The organism is Embleya sp. NBC_00896 (assembly GCF_045207785.1).
Lineage (GTDB): Bacteria > Actinomycetota > Actinomycetes > Streptomycetales > Streptomycetaceae > Embleya.
The window spans coordinates 1,153,767-1,170,838 of sequence record NZ_CP108777.1 but is presented as its reverse complement, the minus strand read 5'-3'; the positions used below and the strand labels follow the sequence as shown (position 1 = coordinate 1,170,838).

The 17,072-nt window shown below is 72.4% G+C and carries 14 protein-coding genes, 1 tRNA gene and 2 pseudogenes; 9 read left to right on the top strand and 8 right to left on the bottom strand.

Annotated elements, in window-relative coordinates:
- The first annotated feature begins 217 nt into the window (after window positions 1-217).
- The 7 genes and pseudogenes from OG928_RS38455 to OG928_RS38425 all read left to right on the top strand — a co-directional run bounded on the left by OG928_RS38455 (window position 218) and on the right by OG928_RS38425 (window position 5,840).
- The gene (locus OG928_RS38455) at window positions 218-655 is read left to right on the top strand and encodes a response regulator (protein ID WP_331766637.1); all 438 of its coding nucleotides are present in this window, start codon (window positions 218-220) and stop codon (window positions 653-655) included.
- 137 nt (window positions 656-792) lie between these two features.
- Window positions 793-930, top strand: a pseudogene (locus tag OG928_RS38450) (PPOX class F420-dependent oxidoreductase); the annotation flags it as partial.
- Window positions 931-1,009: 79 nt separating this feature from the next.
- Entirely contained in the window at window positions 1,010-1,702 is a 693-nt protein-coding gene (locus OG928_RS38445) for a pyridoxamine 5'-phosphate oxidase family protein (protein ID WP_331766636.1), read from the top strand.
- 36 nt (window positions 1,703-1,738) lie between these two features.
- Window positions 1,739-1,930 (top strand): hypothetical protein, encoded by a 192-nt coding sequence (locus OG928_RS38440; protein ID WP_406291577.1) that lies wholly within the window; start codon window positions 1,739-1,741, stop codon window positions 1,928-1,930.
- A 111-nt stretch (window positions 1,931-2,041) separates the two neighbouring features.
- Window positions 2,042-3,448 carry a dihydrolipoyl dehydrogenase gene (lpdA, locus tag OG928_RS38435; protein ID WP_331766634.1) on the top strand — a complete coding sequence of 469 codons (1,407 nt, stop codon included), beginning with the start codon at window positions 2,042-2,044 and terminating at the stop codon, window positions 3,446-3,448.
- A gap of 186 nt (window positions 3,449-3,634) precedes the next feature.
- A complete protein-coding gene (locus OG928_RS38430; RefSeq protein WP_331766633.1) occupies window positions 3,635-4,525 on the top strand; it encodes a GNAT family N-acetyltransferase in 891 nt (296 codons plus the stop codon).
- Between the two features lie 157 nt (window positions 4,526-4,682).
- Window positions 4,683-5,840: an amidohydrolase family protein gene (locus OG928_RS38425; RefSeq protein ID WP_331766632.1), complete on the top strand. Its 1,158-nt coding sequence runs from the start codon at window positions 4,683-4,685 to the stop codon at window positions 5,838-5,840.
- A 30-nt stretch (window positions 5,841-5,870) separates the two neighbouring features.
- Here OG928_RS38425 and OG928_RS38420 read toward each other — a convergent pair whose 3' ends face one another.
- Window positions 5,871-8,177, bottom strand: a complete 2,307-nt coding sequence (locus tag OG928_RS38420) for a hypothetical protein (RefSeq protein ID WP_331766631.1) — start codon at window positions 8,175-8,177, stop codon at window positions 5,871-5,873.
- A gap of 2 nt (window positions 8,178-8,179) precedes the next feature.
- Window positions 8,180-8,251, bottom strand: a tRNA-Arg gene (locus OG928_RS38415).
- A 210-nt stretch (window positions 8,252-8,461) separates the two neighbouring features.
- On the opposite strand from OG928_RS38415, the gene OG928_RS38410 reads away from it, so the two are divergent.
- Window positions 8,462-9,187: a hypothetical protein gene (locus OG928_RS38410; RefSeq protein ID WP_331766630.1), complete on the top strand. Its 726-nt coding sequence runs from the start codon at window positions 8,462-8,464 to the stop codon at window positions 9,185-9,187.
- Window positions 9,188-9,215: 28 nt separating this feature from the next.
- On the opposite strand, the gene OG928_RS38405 is transcribed toward OG928_RS38410, so the two are convergent.
- Entirely contained in the window at window positions 9,216-10,454 is a 1,239-nt protein-coding gene (locus OG928_RS38405) for an MFS transporter (RefSeq protein WP_331766629.1), read from the bottom strand.
- A 70-nt stretch (window positions 10,455-10,524) separates the two neighbouring features.
- Between OG928_RS38405 and OG928_RS38400 the strand changes: the two genes are divergently transcribed.
- A complete protein-coding gene (locus OG928_RS38400; protein ID WP_406291576.1) occupies window positions 10,525-11,133 on the top strand; it encodes a MarR family winged helix-turn-helix transcriptional regulator in 609 nt (202 codons plus the stop codon).
- A 97-nt stretch (window positions 11,134-11,230) separates the two neighbouring features.
- Here OG928_RS38400 and OG928_RS38395 read toward each other — a convergent pair whose 3' ends face one another.
- The 5 genes and pseudogenes from OG928_RS38395 to OG928_RS38375 all read right to left on the bottom strand — a co-directional run bounded on the left by OG928_RS38395 (window position 11,231) and on the right by OG928_RS38375 (window position 16,987).
- A complete protein-coding gene (locus OG928_RS38395; protein ID WP_331766627.1) occupies window positions 11,231-12,388 on the bottom strand; it encodes a methyltransferase in 1,158 nt (385 codons plus the stop codon).
- A gap of 76 nt (window positions 12,389-12,464) precedes the next feature.
- A pseudogene (locus OG928_RS38390) lies at window positions 12,465-13,573 on the bottom strand (glycerate kinase).
- Window positions 13,574-13,663: 90 nt separating this feature from the next.
- Window positions 13,664-14,566, bottom strand: a complete 903-nt coding sequence (locus OG928_RS38385; protein ID WP_331766626.1) for a sugar phosphate isomerase/epimerase — start codon at window positions 14,564-14,566, stop codon at window positions 13,664-13,666.
- An 82-nt stretch (window positions 14,567-14,648) separates the two neighbouring features.
- Window positions 14,649-15,821: a dihydrodipicolinate synthase family protein gene (locus OG928_RS38380; protein ID WP_331766625.1), complete on the bottom strand. Its 1,173-nt coding sequence runs from the start codon at window positions 15,819-15,821 to the stop codon at window positions 14,649-14,651.
- The gene (locus OG928_RS38375; RefSeq protein ID WP_331766624.1) at window positions 15,818-16,987 is read right to left on the bottom strand and encodes a Gfo/Idh/MocA family oxidoreductase; all 1,170 of its coding nucleotides are present in this window, start codon (window positions 16,985-16,987) and stop codon (window positions 15,818-15,820) included. The genes OG928_RS38380 and OG928_RS38375 overlap by 4 nt, the downstream gene beginning before the upstream one ends.
- Window positions 16,988-17,072 lie beyond the last annotated feature (85 nt).

Below are 17,072 nucleotides of genomic sequence, written 5' to 3'. Positions count from 1 at the left end.
GCAGGCGTGCCCGGTGGCATCTTCGAGCAGGTGGGAGGCGGTGGGACGGCAATCGGCGAGCCCGCCCCGGCTTCGCCGTCGGGCTGCGCGCGGGCGCCCTCGGAGAGGACGATGACCCGAGGCACCCTCCTGCGAACGTCACCCCCGGGCGTGGTCTTCTTGACCCCACGAAGTTTCCGTCCGTGCCCAGTCCTCGCACCGGCGATCGGAGTTCACCATGACCAACCCTGCCGGCGAGCGCCCCTATGACGTACTCCTGGTGGAGGACGACAACGCCGACGCGCTGCTCATCGAGGAGGCCCTGCTCGACCAAGGTCTGGCCCGCGACCTCACCCGCGCCGAGGACGGCGTCGTGGCGCTCGAATACCTGCGCGACCCGAGCAGACCACGCCCGGACCTGATCGTGCTCGACCTGAACATGCCCCGGATGAACGGCCGCGAACTGCTCGCCGTGATCAAGCACGACGAGGCGCTGCGCGCGATCCCGGTGGTGGTCCTCACCACCTCGCACGCCCCGGACGACGTGCGCGGGGCGTACGGCGACCACGCCAACGCCTACGTCAACAAGCCGGTCGCCCTGGACGACTTCACCCGAGCGGTCCAGGGCATCGACGCCTTCTTCCTGGAAACCGCCGTCAGGGTGCCGCGGCCGTGAGGCCGTGTCGAGTCCGCCGCACGGCTCGCACCGCCGCACGCGGGTCCGCCTGCTCAGGGATGAATCAGAGTGGGGCGTCCAGGGTCGGGGTGTGCGCACCGACAGGCGGTCGGGTGGGCCGGATCGAGCACCCGACCTCGGGCGAACATCCCGACTGGGACGAGTACCGCGACGCGATGCGCAAGCAGAACAAGTCGCTGATCCGGATCCACATCGAGCGGTGGGGCCCGATCGCGACCGGCGGGTTCCCCGCCCACCTGGCCGCCGGCGGATAGCGGCGGCGGGCGCCGTGTCGACGCGCCCTCGATCGGCGTAATCCCGGCGGATTCGGCCGGGAGGGGGTGGGCTGGTGCGATGACCGAGGAGACCGCCGGTACCGTCCGCCCGTCCACCACCGCGTTGCCCGGCCGCATGGCCGCCCGGCGCCGCGAACTCGGGCTCTCCGTCGCGGACATCGCCCGCCGTACGGGGTTGCCGGGCGCGTGGCTGAACCACGTCGAGAGCGGGGCGACGGCACCGTCCGCGCCCGCGCTGTCCCGCCTGGCCGACGCGCTGGAGACCACGGTCGACGACCTGCTCTCCGGGCGGCCGACCGGCTTCACGCACCGGATGCCACCACTTCCCCCGGGGCAAGTCCCGGAACCGGCCCGGGAGTTGGTCGAGATGACCGATGAGGAGTGTCGCGCGCACCTGAACCTGCAACTGGTCGGTCGGATCGCCGCCCTGACCGCGCCGGACCCGTTCGTCCTGCCGGTGAACTACGTCATGCTCGACGACGACGTCCTGTTCTGCGCGGCGGCCGACTCGTCGCTGGCCTCGCTGGAGGGCCCCGTTCTCTTCGAGGTCGACGAGGTGATCGAGGCGGCCCACATCGGCTGGAGCGTGCTGGTCCACGGCACCGCCGAACACAACGGCAATCCGGAGACCACGCCCGAGACCGAGCACCTCCCCTGGCCGGACGACCGCAACGACGTATGCATCCGAATCCACCCGGACCGGGTAACGGGCCGCAGGGTGCGACCGACGATCGCGCCGCCATCGGCATAGCGGCGCGGTCTGCTGGTCCAGGTCGGCACCGAGGAGGTGTTGTACGACGACGCGACCCGGCTCGTCGACCCCACCCGCGCGGCCGGGGTCGACGTCACGCCCGTGGTCGCCGAGGGGATGCCGCACCTGTGGCAGCTGTACGCGGCGGTGCTCCCGGCCGGCGCGGCCGCGGTGGATCGGATCGCCGCGCACATATCGGCCCACATTCCGAGTTCCGCCGACGTGTGACGGGACCGAACCGTACGCCGCGATCCCGGACGTGCCGTGCGGCGGCAGTGTCGAAGGAGTGACCGGCCCCAGGCGAACGGTGACCGACGCCGGCCGCATATCGTGTGGATCATGAGTACACACTTTGACGTCGTGGTTCTCGGCGCCGGTCCGGGCGGATACACCGCCGCGGTTCGCAGCGCGCAGCTCGGGCTGCGGGTCGCGGTCATCGAGCAGAAGTACTGGGGCGGCGTCTGCCTGAACGTCGGTTGTATCCCGTCGAAGGCGCTGCTGCGCAACGCGGAGCTCGCGCACATCTTCACGCAGGAGGCGAAGACCTTCGGGATCCGTGTCGAGGGGTCGGTCAGCTTCGACTACGAGGCCGCCTTCAAGCGCAGCCGCAAGGTCGCGGACGGCCGGGTCAACGGCGTGCACTACCTGATGAAGAAGAACGGCATCACCGAGTACGACGGCCACGGCGCGTTCGCCGACGCGCACACCCTCGACGTCTCGCTCACGGCGGGTGGCGTCGAGACGATCACGTTCGACAACTGCATCATCGCCGCGGGCGCGACGACGCGGCTGCTCCCGGGCACCTCGCTCAGCGAGCGCGTGGTCACCTACGAAGAGCAGATCCTGACCGAGCGGCTGCCGGAGAGCATCATCATCGCGGGCGCCGGCGCGATCGGCGTCGAGTTCGCGTACGTGCTGCACAACTACGGCGTGAAGGTGACGATCGTCGAGTTCCTCGACCGGGTCGTCCCGCTCGAGGACGTCGACGTGTCCACCGAACTCGCCAAGCGCTACCGGCGGTTGGGCATCGAAGTCCTCACCTCGACACGCGTCGAGTCGATCGACGACAGCGACCCGAACGCGAAGGTCCGGGTCACCGTCACCCGCGACGGGCAGCAGCAGGTCCTCGAAGCGGACAAGGTCATGCAGGCGATCGGCTTCGCGCCGCGCGTGACCGGCTACGGCCTGGAGACCATCGGCGTCCGGCTGACCGAGCGCGGCGCGATCGACGTGGACGGGCGCGGCCGCACCAACCTGCCGCACATCTACGCGATCGGCGACGTCACCGCGAAGCTGATGCTCGCGCACGCGGCGGAGTCGATGGCCATGATCGCGGCCGAGACGATCGCGGGCGCCGAGACGATGGAACTCGACTTCGTGATGATCCCGCGCGCGACGTACTGCCAGCCGCAGATCGCCAGCTTCGGCTGGACCGAGGCGCAGGCCCGGGAGAAGGGCTTCGACGTCAAGGTCGCCAAGTTCCCCTTCACCGCCAACGGCAAGGCGCACGGCCTCGGCGACCCGGTCGGCTTCGTCAAGGTGATCAGCGACGGCACCCACGGTGAACTCCTCGGCGCCCACCTGATCGGCCCGGAGGTCACCGAACTCCTGCCGGAACTCACGCTGGCCCAGCAGTGGGACCTCACGGTGCACGAGGTGGCCCGCAACATCCACGCCCACCCGACCCTCGGCGAAGCGGTGAAGGAAGCCATCCACGGTCTCGCCGGGCACATGATCAACATGTGATTCGGGCTTGGGGTCCAGTGCTCGGGACTGGGGGCTCCGGTCTGGTCCGGTCACGGCACTGGAGACCTCGGACTTCCTTCGGTCGTCGATCGCGCCCGCGTGGGCGCGATCGACGACCGGCCTCGCGCCGGATCGAACAGCCCCTGCCGACCGCCCGCCATTTCGCCTCCCATCGATGGAGTCACCTTGTCCGTTCGCCTCACCCCGCTGACCGATCCCGCGCCAGGTTCGTCCAGTCATCGCCTTGCGTGGCTGGCGTCCGATGCCGATGGAACCCCCGTCGGGTCGGTGTTCCTGCGGTTGTTCACCCGGCCCGGACAGGACCACCTGGCCGAGCTGGAGCTGAACGTCCACCCGACCGAGCGCGGGAAAGGTACCGGGACGCGGCTGCTGGACGCGGCCCTGCGGGCCGCACGCGAGGCCGACCGCCGTGCGGTCCTCGCCCAGGCCGAGGCCGGTTCCCCGGGCGACCGATTCCTGTCGGGCCGGGGCTTCCGCAAGGTCCTGACCCTGATCTACGCCCGACTCGCGCTCGCGGACACGGACCTCGGCCGGCTCGCGGAGATCGTCGAACGGCCGCATCCCGGCTACCGGTTGGTGTCGTGGGACGGCACTGTCCCCGACGACCTCGCCCGGACGTTCGCGGCATCGCGTCGTGCCATGGACGACATGCCGATGGGCGACACCGACTACGGCACGGTGGTCTGGGACGTCGAGCGGGTCCGGGCCGCGGCGGCGGCCATCGAGAAGCGTGGCGAGCTTCTGCACACCATCGCGGCCGTCGACGAATCGGACGGCTCGATCGCCGGGTTCACCGAACTCGTGGTCCCCGGCGACGGCCTGGGCGACGCCCAGCACTACAGCACCGGCGTGCTGCCCGAGCACCGCGGACACGCCCTCGGCCGCTGGATGAAGGCCGAAGCCATCCGCCAGGCCCGCGAACGCCACCCCGATCTGGGCGGCCTGCTCACCGACACCGCCGAAGGCAACCTCCCCATGCGCGCGATCAACGACGAACTGGGCTACCTCCCCACCCACCGAACCATCGAATACCAACACGACCTACTCCCACGCTGACCGCGCCGAAGGCACGACCCCACACGGCGAGCGGGGCCTGCACCCACGCGAGGCGGAGGTATCGGGCATCGTCACCCGGCCGAGGGCGTTCGGCGGTCGGCGGTCGGGTCGGGTCGGTCGGTGCGTGGGTGGGGTTGCGGGTGGGCAGGTTGTTCGGATGAGTCGTGTGGTGTTGGGTGCCGGGAATGTGTTGGACGTTGTCGCCGGGCGGGTCGAGGTGGCCGATGTCGCGGTCGAGGACGGGCGGATCGTCGGGGTCGGGGTTGGCCTCGACGGGGACGAAGTCGTCGACTGTGCGGGGGAGTTGGTGGTGCCCGGGTTCATCGACGCGCACACGCACCTGTGTTTGGCCGAGACCATGCGGGATTCGTTCGGGCTGCCGCGTTCGGTGCGGCCGTTGTCGGCCGTGCCGGTGCTGCGGACGCTGTTGCGGCTCGGGGTGACCACCGTGCGGGACGCCTGGGGGGCCGACTCCGGGGTGCGGATGGCGGTCGAGCGGGGGTGGATCGAAGGCCCGCAGGTGTTCATCAGCGTGCGGCAGGTGTGTACGACCGGCGGCATCGGTGATCATTGGGCGGCGCGGGTCGGGTCGGTGGACTTCTTCGGGGATCCCGCGATGCCCGATCCGGTATTCGACGGGGCCGACGCGGCCCGGGCCGCGGTGCGGCGGATGGTGCGGGCCGGCGCGGACTGGATCAAGGTGACGGTGTCCGGATCCATGTCCGCGAACCACGGGGTGCACGATGTACAGGTCACCGCCGAGGAGTTGGCCGCCCTGGTCGACGAGGCCCGGCGGCGCGGGCAGCGGTCGGTCATGGTGCACGCGCACGGGGCCCGGGCCGCCGAGACGGCCGCCCGGGCCGGGGCGCGCAGCATCGAGCACGGGACGTGGCTCGACGAGGCGGCGGTCGCGGCGATGGTCGAGCACGGGACCTGGCTGGTGCCCACGCTGTCCTGTACGCAGACCGATCCCGCGCAGGCCCCCGAGGGCGCGGCCGAGGCGCACCGGAACTCGGTCCGCCTCGCGATCGAGGCGGGCGTCCCCATCGCCATGGGCAGCGACAACCCGGTTCGGCCGCACACGGAGGTACTCCGCGAGATCGACCACCTGGCCCGCACCGACCTCGGCCCCGCCGGCGCCTTCCGCGCGGCCACCCACGACGCCGCGCGCCTGCTCGGCATCGCCGACGACCGCGGCGAGATCGCCGTGGGCAAGCGTGCCGACCTGGTCCTCCTGGCCGGCGCCGACCTCGAGACCGCCGCGCTGGACAAGCGCGTCCGCGGCGTGTGGCAAAACGGGCACCGGGTCCGCTGACCACCCGTCAGCGCCCGCGCCCTCCTGCCCTCACCCCACCCGAGGCCCCCGCATCCAATGCCGGTCCGTGCTCCACCCCAGCAGCCGCAACCCCGAGCCGCCCGCCACCGTGCCGCGCGCGTCGAACCGGTCCCCCGCCGCGACCGCGCGCAGCCCGATCAGCGCCGGCGACAACCGCGCCGCCACATGCCCCGGGTGGCGCGCCGTCTCGTCGTCGAGCCACGCCAGGACCGCCGCCCGCTCGCTCGCGGAGCACATCGACAGGTGGAACAGCATCTGCCGCCACGCGTACGCCGCGTCCTTGATCGTGGACAGCGGCCGCGGGTTGCCCTCCACGCGCGCCGTCAATCGGCACGCCGTCGTGAAGCAGCGCCGCGCCAGGTCGGCCCAAACCGGGGCGACGCCGATCGGGCCGGCCAGCGCGGCGAGGTTGTGCGTGGTCAGGATCTGCGCCTGCTCGATCACCGTCCCGTTCGCCGCGGGCGACCAACCGCCGTGGTTGCCGGCCCGAGACTGGCACAGCTCCCCGAACCGCGCGGTTCGATCGGAGCCGAACGCGCGCCAATTGACCGCGTCCCCGACGAGCACCGCGATCTCGGCGTAGTCGATGTCGAAGTACCGCTCGTACAGCGAGCCTTCGAGGACATCGGCGGCCAGCCTCGCGGCGGCGAGGAACTTGCCGGAGAACCGCCCCATGAAGATGTCCGCGGCCAACTCCTCGACCCACGGCAGGTCGAGGCCCGCCCCGCGCGAGAGCGCGGACAGTTCACCGATCAGCGGATTGGGCAGGATCGTCGCCGGAAAGCCCTGCAGCGCGAGCTCGCCGAGCCGCACCAGCACCGCGCGGGCGTTGTCCTGCGACTCGGCGCTCGACTCGCGATACTCCGCGACGGCCGCCACCCACGGCAGTTCGGCCGGTCGGACCTGGTGCTCCAGGTTCAGCAGCAGCAGCGAGCGCCGGTTCCGGAAGGCCTGGTAGTGCGCCGCCATCAGCGTGCGCAGGCCCTCGTCGAGGTACGCCTGTGCCGTCGTCGACGCGACGAGTTGCGGCACGAGCTCGGCCAACACCTCCGCCGACGGGACGATCCCGCGCTCGATCAGCGTGCCGATCGGGGCGCTGAGCGCACCCTCGACCAGGTGCCGGATCGCCGCGGGGATCTCGGCCCCGAGAGTGACCCCCGTCCGCGCGTACTCCTCCTCGGTGACCGGCACGACGAGCGCGTCCACGTCCGGGGTGCCCGAGTGCTGCGGGAGATCGGCCAGTCGCCGGACCACCACCCCCGCCAGCGCGTGGTGCGTCGGGAGCGCCGCGATCTGCGCCTGGCGGCCGCGGATCTCGCCGTGCCGCGCCGACCCGGGCAGCCCGCGCCGCCGCACCATCGCGTCCACCGCGTGCTGGAGCAGCCCGCGTCGGCGCGCGTCGAGCGGGCGGCCGGCCACCGTCTGCGCGAGCGCGGTGCGCAGGATCGCCTGGTTCTCCTTGGGCTTGCGGTGCTTGCCGCACAGCTTGTGCTCGGACGCCAACAGTTTGTACCGCGCCAGCAGTTCGCCGCCGCGCGCGATCCAGTCGGGGCCCGGCGGGCGGGCCAGGACGCGGCCCGACTCGATGTCGGTGGTGTCCAGCCAGAGCGCGAGCAGCTCGTCGGCGAACGGGTTCCAGACCGTCAACGCCTCGTGCATCGCCTCGATCGCCGGCTTCGGCCGCCGTTTGGCGACCGCCTCGCCCACCTGGCCGACGGTATGCCGGTACGCCGTCGAGGAGTCCGCCGAACGCGCCCGCGCGGGCCGCGGTGCGAAGCGCAGCTGATCCGCGAACGGCCGCAGCACGTCCAGGAGTTCGAGCGCGCCGACCCGATCGCCCGCGGCGACCAGCCAGGCGACCACGAGCAGTGCGGCCTCCTCGGGGACGACCACCTCGTAGTCGCCCCGTTCGAGCATCGCCGTCAGCTCCGCGAGGCCCGCTTCGGTGAGGTGGTAGGCGAACAGCGCCTGCCGCTCGGCGGGGACGCCCACCCGGCGCGCGAGCTCGACCTCGTGCGGCAGCAGCTCGCCGCCGGCGCTCGCGTTGCCGGTGGCGAAACCGCCGCGGACCACCTCGGGGGTCACCCACACGGGAAACTCGTCCATCGGCTTGCGCGAACCGATCCGCAGCGCCCCGTCCCGCATCCGGTCCACCACCTGGCGCCAGCGCCGAACGTGCTTCTCGGCGCGGGCTCGGGTGACCGCGTCCTCATGGGTGACGGCGGTGTGGAAGACCCGGGCCAACTGCTGCTCGGGGTAGCCCTGGCCGGCACTCGCGGGCGGGGGCCACTGACGCGGCTCATCGTTGTCGTTCATAGCCGGCATGGCGGGTTCTGCCCCCGCGCCCTCCGGGTCCGAAGCCCGGTGCTCTACTGCTGAGCTACACGCCGTTGATCTCTCCCTCAGGCTAGGTGCGGCCGTCGGGTGAGGACAAGCGCATTATTCCGGACCGGCGGCGAGCCATGGCACGGACCGGCGAGCCGGCCGCTCCGCCCGCTCCAAATGCCACGAACGGCGAATTTCGGGGCGGCTGTTGGGGCCTGCTTCGCCATCGACATACTCGGCGATGAATTCCGACTTTCCCCCTCGCAAGGAGTTACGTGCGGACTGCACGCATGGCCTCGATCGTCTGCTCCACCACCCTCGTCCTCGCCGGCGTCGCCGGGCTCACCGCGTGCGCGGGCGGCTCCGGAGCGAAGTCCAACGCCGGTACCGAGGCCAGGGCGCTCGCCGACGAATCGGTCGCCCTCATGCGGGATGTGGACGACTTCAAGTTGACCGGCTCCGGCGAGATGGACGGAACCACGATGAGCCTGAACTTCTGTGTTCGAAAGGGGACGGACGCCAAGGGCACGATCACCATCGACGGTGCCACCGTCGAGGTCGTCGTCATCGGCAAGGACCAGTACATGAAGGCCGATGCCAAGGCGTGGGCGAAGCTCGTCGACGTGGCGGGCGGCCGGGGATCGGCGGATGCGGTCGAGAAGCTCGACGGCAAGTACATGAAGGTCGACGCCGGGGGCGACGACGGCTTCGGCTCGATGGCCGACCCGTTCGAAGGCGACACCGAGGGTGTCACGAAGGGCGACCCGGTCACGGTCGAGGGTGTGCGGGTGATCCCGCTGACGCAGGAGTTCGAGGGCGACACCACGACCGTCTACGTGCGGGCGACGGGCAAGCCCTACCCCGTCGTGGTCAAGACCGAGGGTTCGTCGCCGTCGAGCATGAGGTACACCAAGGCCAAGGCCAGGTGCGAACCGGTCGCGCCGCCCGCCGACCTGGTCGTGGACATGTCCGAGGGCACGAGGCCCGACGTCGAGGTGTGACCGGGGTCCTCGGGTTCGCGGACGGCCGTCAGGTCGGCTCCGGCTCGGGGACCTTGTCCGTGGCCGGGGCCGGGTTCGGGGCCGGACTCGGGGCCGCGGGTGTCGCCCGTACGTCCGCCAGGAGCAGGGGCGCCAGGTTGGCGACGAGCACCAGTACCGCGCCGATGAGCAGTGGGGCGGTCGTGCCGATCGCCGCCGCGATCGGCGCGGCGATGGCCAGGCCCAACGGGCGGGCGGCGAAGGAGATCAGCGAGTCGAAGGAGCCGACGCGGCCCAGCGACTCCGGCGGGATGCGGCGCTGGAGGGTGGTCTCCCACAGCGGGTGGAGCACGCCGAGGCCGAACATGCCCGCGAAGTACGCGGTCGCGACGACCGCAATCGGCGCGTGCAGCGCGAGGCTCGTGAGGGGGAGCGCGTACACCGCGGCACCGACAGCGACGGCCACCAGCGGGCGGCGAATCGGCAGTCGTGACGCGGCCCATACGCCGATCAGCAGGCCCACGGTGCCGACCTGGGCGATGATCACCCAGGCACGCTCACCGCCGAGCCGGTCGACCGCGATCATCGGGCCGAGGGTGAGCAGGAAGCCGGCCGCCAAGTGCCAGACGCCGTGCGCGAGTACGTTGGCCAGGAACCACGGATGCCGCCGGGTCTCCACCCAACCCTCCCGCAACTCGCCCAGGAACGCGCCCTGTTCGGCCCGGCGCGGAGCACGGTGCGGGCGCAGGCCGCCGAGCGTGGTGGCCGACGCGATGAACAGCGTGCCGGTGAGCAGCGAGGACCACCCCGCCCCCACCAGGAGCATCAGCCCGCCCGCCGCCGCGGGTGCGGCCATCTGCGCGAGCCCCTGCGCGACCGCGAGCCGGGCGTTGGTTTGCAGCCGCTCCGGGTCCGGCACCACCGCGGCCACGAGGGTGCGCACGGCGGAGGTACCGAACGCCACGGCCGCGCCCGTGATCGCGGACAGCACCGCCAGGTCGGGGATCCGGACCGGCCCTGCGAGCAGCTCGGCGCCGATCGCGAGCTGGGCAGTGGCGCGGACCAGGTCGGCGGTGAGCACGACGCGTTGCGGCGGGAACCGATCGGCGACCACGCCCGCGACCGGCAGCAGGAGCAGCATCGGCAGCAGCTCGCAGGCCAGCACCAGGCCGAGGTCCGTCGCCGAGCCGGTGTGTACGACCGCGAGGGTCAGCGTGATGGGGATCAGCGCGGTCGCGAACGCGGCGAAGGTGCGGCCGGTCAGCAGCCGGCGAGTCGTTGGGGTCATGGCGCCGGAATATATTTCGCCAGCGAATCATTCGTCAACGGATTACTCGCTGGCGTAGCATAATGAGCGGATGCACGGTGTGGACAAGGAACGGGACGCGATCGAAAACCCGGTCGAGAACGCGGACGAGGGCGAGAACGCGGACACGGGCGAGAACCGGGGCGAGAACCGGATTGGCGACGAGGTCGAGGACGCCGTCGATCGGCACATCGCGCGCTGGCGCGACAAGGCGCCCTTCGACGAGCGCGTGGAGGGGATCGTCTCCCGGATCCAGTTGCTGACAAAACACATCCGCGCGGCCAAGGGGCCGTGCCTCGCCGAGGTCGGCCTTCAGGAGTTCGAGTTCGAGACGCTGCACCGACTCGCCTCGCGCGGCAGGCCATGGCAGGCCACGCCGTCCGAGCTGGCCGCCGAGCTGATGATGTCGCCGGCGGGGATCACCGGCCGGCTCGACACCCTGGAGAAGTCCGGCCTGGTCCAGCGGATCCGCGGCGTCGAGGACCGGCGGCGGGTCGACGTCGGCCTCACCGAGGTGGGGCACTCGCGCTGGGTGGCCGCGATGAATCTGATCTCGGTGGAGGAGATCGGCATCGTCGGATCCCTGGCCGAGACCGACCAGGACACGCTGATCGTGCTGCTCAAGCGGATGCTGGTGCACGTGGAGCGCGGCGGCGGCTGAGCGGGGCACCGCGCCGAAACCACCCCGCCGCCCGACCGAGGGTCGGGCGGCGGGGGTGTTTCGCCTACCGCTTCCGCGGCTTCCTTTACTTCTTCTTCTACTTCTTCACGGCCCGCAGTACGACGAACTTGGGGTCGCTCGCGACGATGTCGCAGTTGCCGAAGAGCCGGCGCAGCTTCACGTGGTACCCGAGGTGCCGGTTGCCGATCACCCACAGCTCGCCGCCGGAGCGCAACGCCGCGCGGGAGCCGGCGAACATCCGCCACGAGATCGCCTCGGTGGTCGCCCGGTGGGTGTGGAACGGCGGGTTGTTCAGGACCAGGTCGACGCTCTCGGCCGGGACGTCCTCCAGACCGTCGCCCACCACGAAGTCGGCGGCCGCCCGCGGGCCGAGCGCCTCGCGGAAGGTGGCCCGCGCCGACGCCACCGCCTGATGCGACTCGTCGACGAACAACACGTCGGAGCCGGGGTTGGCCAGCGCCGCCGCCGTACCCACGACGCCGTTGCCGCAGCCCAGGTCCACGACCCGCTCGCGACCGCTGCGCCGGGGGAGGTTGCGCAGCAGGAAGCGGGTGCCGATGTCGAGCCGGTCGCCGCAGAAGATGCCCGCGTGGTTCGTGACGGTCACCCCGGACGCCGCGCCGATGTCGAGCGGCAGCGCGTAGCTGCGCGGCCACGGGCTCGGCAAGCGCGGGAGCGCCGGGTCCGGCGTACAGAAGATCAGCCGGGCCTTGCGTACCGCGAGCGACGTCTTGGTCGGGCCGAGGATCCGCTCGAACAGCTTGAGCGTGGAGGTGTGGATCTCGGTGACCATGCCGGTGCCGATCACCACCGTGTCCGCGTGCACGCTCGGCGCGAGGCGGTGCAGCTGGTCCTCCAGGAGGGCCAGGTTCTTCGGCACCCGGACGATCAGGACGTCGATCCGCTCCGGCGGCGCGTCCTGGGTGGACAGCAGGCGCACCCAATCCGGGTCGGCCTCGTTCCGGGCCAGGTTCGTGCGGGTGGCCTCCTGGCCGAGGAACGAGTCGCTGATCTGTACCGGCCGGGACTCGGCCAGCGCGGTCACCAGCGCGCCCCACCGGTCGCCCACCACGACGACGCTGCCGGAGAGGTCCGTCGGCTCGGCGCCGTCGAGCCCGGCGAGGTGCCGCAGTACGTATGCGTCGGCGGCGTCCCACGCGCGCAGCAGATCGCGCGGATCCTCGGGGTGACGGGTGAGCTCGAACTCGCCGGAAGGCGCAGAAAAACGATTCATTGTGCGCTCAGCCTAGTCGGGCTCCGGGAACCGCCGAGCCGGCGCACCGGGGAGGCCCGTGGTGCCACGGCTCGCGTCAGGATCGGCCGAACTCGTGCGCGCGCGTCGCCAGCGCGGCCCCGGCCCGCTCGAGCCAGCGCACCGCCTCGTCCGATGCCGCCCGGGTCGAGCCCGCGAGCAGGGTGAGGTCGGCGTGCGCGACGACGCCCGCCGGCAGCGTGGCGGCGATCGCGCCGGCGACCAGGGCCACCGGTACGCCGGCCCGCTCGTGGGCGAACTCGACGACGGTGCCCACCACCTTCCCGCGCAGGGACGTCGCGTCGAAGCGGCCCTCGCCGGTGACCACGAGATCCGCGCCGGCGAGCGCGGTGGGCAGGCCCGCCAGCTCGGCCACCCGGGCCGCGCCGGGCACGATCGAGGCGCCCCACACGGCGGCGAGGCCGTACGCGGTACCGCCCGCGGCCCCCGCGCCGGGCGCCTCGGGGTCGCCCCGAGGACGGCGGCCAGCCGGGCGAGGCCCGCGTCGAGGTCGGCGATCTCGCGCGTCGTCGCGCCCTTCTGCGGGCCGAAGACGTGCGCGGCGCCGGTGGGGCCGAGCAGCGGGTTGGTGACGTCGGTGAGGATCTGGACGCCCCCGGCCGGGGGAGCGGTGAGCCCGCTTCGGTCGAACTTCGCGAGGCGGGCCAACGCGCCTCCTCCGTACGGCAGTTCGCCGCCGTCGCCGGCCAGGAGGCGGGCCCCGAGCGCGCTCAGCGCACCGGCCCCGCCGTCCGTGGAGGCCGAACCGCCCACCGCGACCACCAGCGCGCGCACCCCGGCCCGCAACGCGGCGGCGATCACCACGCCGAGCCCCGCGGTGTGCGCGCCCATGGGGTCGGGCGCTTCGAGTAGCGGCAGCCCCGACACGATGGCCAACTCGACCACGCCCGTGCCGTCCGGCAGCGCCAACCACGCCGCGTCCACCGACCGCCCGTCCGGCCCGGGAGCGGCGGCCACCGGCATCCGCACCGACCCGGGAACGGCCCGCGCCACGGCATCGAGCGTCCCCTCCCCGCCATCGGCCAAGGGAAGCAGGACAACGTCGTCGCCGGGCCGCACCGACCGCCACCCGGCGGCCAACACCTCGGCGGCCAGATCCGCCTCGACGGTCCCCTTGAACGCGTCGGGCGCAAAAAGCACACGCACGGCAAAGCCTTTCTGGTTGTCGGGCCATCGGCGTCCCGGCCGGAGTGCGGCGTCGGTCGCGGCCGATCGGGTGGTGGTCCTGGTCGACGCTCAGGGCGCCCGCGGGTGGCCGAGGACCTCCGACACGTAGCGGCGTTTCAGGGTGTCCACCGTGTTGTCGCCTTCGGCGGTCCAGACGCTCGCGTTGAAGATTTCCACCTCGATGTCGCCGGTGTAGCCGGCTTCCTCGACCATGCGGGCCAGTGCCTGGAAATCGATCGTGCCGTCGCCCATCATGCCGCGGGCCAGCAGGTTGTCGGCGGGCAACGGCAGGATCCAGTCGCAGATCTGGAACGACGCGATCCGCTCGCCCGCCCGCGCGATCGCGGCCGGCAGTCGCGGGTCCCACCACACGTGGAACGCGTCGACCACCACGCCCACCTCGGCGACCGGATGCGGCTCCGCGAGGTCGAGCGCCTGGTCGAGGGTCGACAGCACCGCGCGGTCGGCGCAGTACATCGGGTGCAGCGGTTCCAACGCGAGCCGTACCCCGTGCTCGCCCGCGAACGGCGCCAATTCGGCCAGTGCCTCGGCGACCCGCTCCCGGGCACCCGGCAGGTCCCGGTCGCCGGTCGGCAGCCCACCGACCACGAGGACCAGGCACGCCGCGTCCAACACCGCCGCCTCCTCGATCGCGCGCCGGTTGTCCGCGATCGCCTCGACCCGCGCCGCCGGCTCACGCGCCGTCAGGAAGCCGCCCCGGCACAGCGACGAGACCCGCAGCCCGGCGTCGCGCACGAGCTTCGCCGACTCGGCCAGGCCCGTGTCGGCGACCTTGTCCCGCCACAACCCGATCGCGGGCAACCCGGCGCGCACGCAGCCCTCGACCGCCTCGGGCAACGACCACTCGCGCGTCGTCCACTGGTTGAGCGAGAGCCGGGCGAGCCGCGGATCCTCCGGCGCCGGTGTCGGCACACTCGCGGGGCGGCCGCTCGGTACGTCCGTCGTGCTCATGCCGATGCTCCCGTCCTCGCGAGTGATGACCACCCGCGCGTCTGCCACTGCCGGCCCCGTGCCTCGCCCGTCACCACCGCGTTCATCCGCGCACCCCTGCCACCGCGAGCAGCGACCGCATCCGGGCCGCCGCGAGATCGGCGTCGGGCAGCAGACCCGCCGCGTCGGCGAGCCGATACGCCTCGGCCAGGTGCGGGATCGAGCGGGCCGACTGGGCGCCGGCCACCATGACGAAGGCGTCCTGACGCCCGGTCAGCCAGGCGAGGAAGACGATGCCGGTCTTGTAGTTGTAGGTGGGCGCGCCGAACAGATGCCGAGACAGCGGCACCGTAGGCGCGAGCAGCGCGTCGTAGGTCGCCGGGTCCCCCGCGTCCAGGGCGCGCAGCGCGCCCGCCGCCACCGGAGCGATCGCGTCGAAGATGCCGAGCAGCGCGTGACTGAAGTGCGTCCCGTCGCCCCGGATCAGCTCGGGGTAGTGGAAGTCGTCACCGGTGTACAGGCGTACGCCGACCGGGAGTTCGGCCCGCAGCCGGATCTCGTGCTCGCGATCGAGCAGCGAGACCTTCACGCCGTCCACCCGGTCCGCGTGCGTGCGCACCAGGTCGAGGAACACCTCGGTCGCCGCGGCCACGTCCGAGGAACCCCAGTAGCCGGCGAGTGCCGGATCGAACACCTCGCCCAGCCAGTGCAGCACCACGGGCCGCCGCACCTGGCCGAGCAGCGTGTCGTAGACCCGACGGTAGTCCTGCGGACCCCGCGCGGACGCGGCCAGCTGACGGCTCGCCATGAGCACGACCTTGGCGCCGGATTCCTCGACCACGGCGACCTGCTCGGTGTAGGCCGCGATCACCTGATCGATCGTCAGGCCGACCCCGGCGTGGTCGGTACCCGCGCCGCACGCGATGAGCTCGTACGGATCGCCGACCGCGGCCGCCTCCGCGGCGCCGCGCCGGATCAGCTCGGTCGTGGCCGACCAGTCCAGGCCCATGTTCCGCTGCGCGGTGTCCATCGCGTCCGCGACCGCGAACCCGTGCGACCACAGGTGGCGTCGGAACGCGAGCGTGGCGTCCCAGTCCACGGCGGCCGGCCGACCGGGGGTGTTGTCGCCGAGCGGGTCGGCGACCACGTGCGCGGCGGCGTACGCGGTGCGGGTGCGGAAGGCCGCGCCGCCCGGGGCCGCGCCGAGGTAGGTCCCGGTCGGCTGGTAGGGCTCCAGGCCGCCGGCCGCGGTGGGCAGCAGCAGGCGGGCGGTCACGCGCGCGCCCCGTCGAGCGGCGTCAGCTCCACGCGCCGACCCTCGGCCGACGAGCGCAGCCCGGACTCGGCCAGCTGTACGCCCCGCGCGCCCGCGAAGAAGTCGAACGCGAACGGCTCGTCGTCGACCACGTGCCGGACGAAGTCCTCCCACTGCACCTTGAATCCGTTGTCGAAGCCGCCGTCGCCCGCGTTGTCCGGCACCTCCTGCCACTGGTCGCGGAACGACTCGGTGACCGGGAGATCCGGGTTCCACACCGGCGTCGGCGTCGCCGAGCGGTGCTGGACGCGGCAGCGCCGCAGCCCCGCGACGGCGCTGCCCTCGGTGCCGTCGACCTGGAACTCCACCAGTTCGTCCCGGTTCACCCGAACCGTCCACGACGAGTTGATCTGCGCGATGACGCCGCCCGCGAGCTCGAAGATGCCGTAGGCGGCGTCGTCGGCGGTCGCCGGGTATTCGTCGCCGCGTTCGTCCCAGCGGCTGGGGATGTGCGTGACGGCCTTGGCCGTCACCGCCTCGACCCGACCGAAGAGGTTCTCCAGGACGTACGACCAGTGGCAGAACATGTCCACGACGATCCCGCCGCCGTCCTGCGCGCGGTAGTTCCAGCTCGGCCGCTGGGCGGGCTGCCAGTCGCCCTCGAAGACCCAATAGCCGAACTCGCCGCGGACCGACAGGATCCGGCCGAAGAAGCCGCCCTCGATCAACCGGCGCAGCTTGAGCAGGCCGGGCAGGAACAGCTTGTCCTGGACGACGCCGTGCTTGATGCCGGCGGCCTCGGCGGCGCGCGCGAGGCCGAGCGCGCCCGTGAGGGTCTCCGCGGTCGGCTTCTCGGTGTACACGTGCTTGCCCGCCGCGATGGCCGCGTGGATCGCCCGCTCGCGGGCGGTGGTCACCTGCGCGTCGAAGTAGACCGAGTTGGCCGGGTCGGACAGCGCGGTGTCCAGGTCGGTGGTCCACGCGGTGAGGCCGTGCCGCTCGGCGAGCGCGCGCAGCTTGTCGGCGTCGCGGCCGACCAGGACCGGTTCGAGCTGCACGCGCGTGCCGTCGGCGAGCGCGACGCCGTCCTGCTCGCGGATGGCCAGGACCGAGCGGACCAGGTGCTGGCGGTAGCCCATCCGGCCGGTGACGCCGTTCATCACGACGCCGAGGGTTTGGGTGGTCATGGGGGGCCTTTCGGGGGCGGGGATGGGGACGGGGCGGGGCGGCCGAGTGCCGGGGGCGGCGGGGGACGCGGTGGTCGGGTGGTGC

Bases quoted from the DNA above. Each gene is read 5' to 3' on its own strand.
- OG928_RS38425 (WP_331766632.1), top strand. From the start codon at position 4,683: ATGAGTCGTGTGGTGTTGGGTGCCGGGAATGTGTTGGACGTTGTCGCC.
- OG928_RS38400 (WP_406291576.1), top strand. From the start codon at position 10,525: ATGCACGGTGTGGACAAGGAACGGGACGCGATCGAAAACCCGGTCGAG.
- OG928_RS38445 (WP_331766636.1), top strand. From the start codon at position 1,010: ATGACCGAGGAGACCGCCGGTACCGTCCGCCCGTCCACCACCGCGTTG.
- OG928_RS38455 (WP_331766637.1), top strand. From the start codon at position 218: ATGACCAACCCTGCCGGCGAGCGCCCCTATGACGTACTCCTGGTGGAG.
- OG928_RS38420 (WP_331766631.1), bottom strand. From the start codon at position 8,177: ATGAACGACAACGATGAGCCGCGTCAGTGGCCCCCGCCCGCGAGTGCC.
- OG928_RS38385 (WP_331766626.1), bottom strand. From the start codon at position 14,566: ATGAGCACGACGGACGTACCGAGCGGCCGCCCCGCGAGTGTGCCGACA.
- OG928_RS38405 (WP_331766629.1), bottom strand. From the start codon at position 10,454: ATGACCCCAACGACTCGCCGGCTGCTGACCGGCCGCACCTTCGCCGCG.
- OG928_RS38375 (WP_331766624.1), bottom strand. From the start codon at position 16,987: ATGACCACCCAAACCCTCGGCGTCGTGATGAACGGCGTCACCGGCCGG.
- lpdA (WP_331766634.1), top strand. From the start codon at position 2,042: ATGAGTACACACTTTGACGTCGTGGTTCTCGGCGCCGGTCCGGGCGGA.
- OG928_RS38395 (WP_331766627.1), bottom strand. From the start codon at position 12,388: ATGAATCGTTTTTCTGCGCCTTCCGGCGAGTTCGAGCTCACCCGTCAC.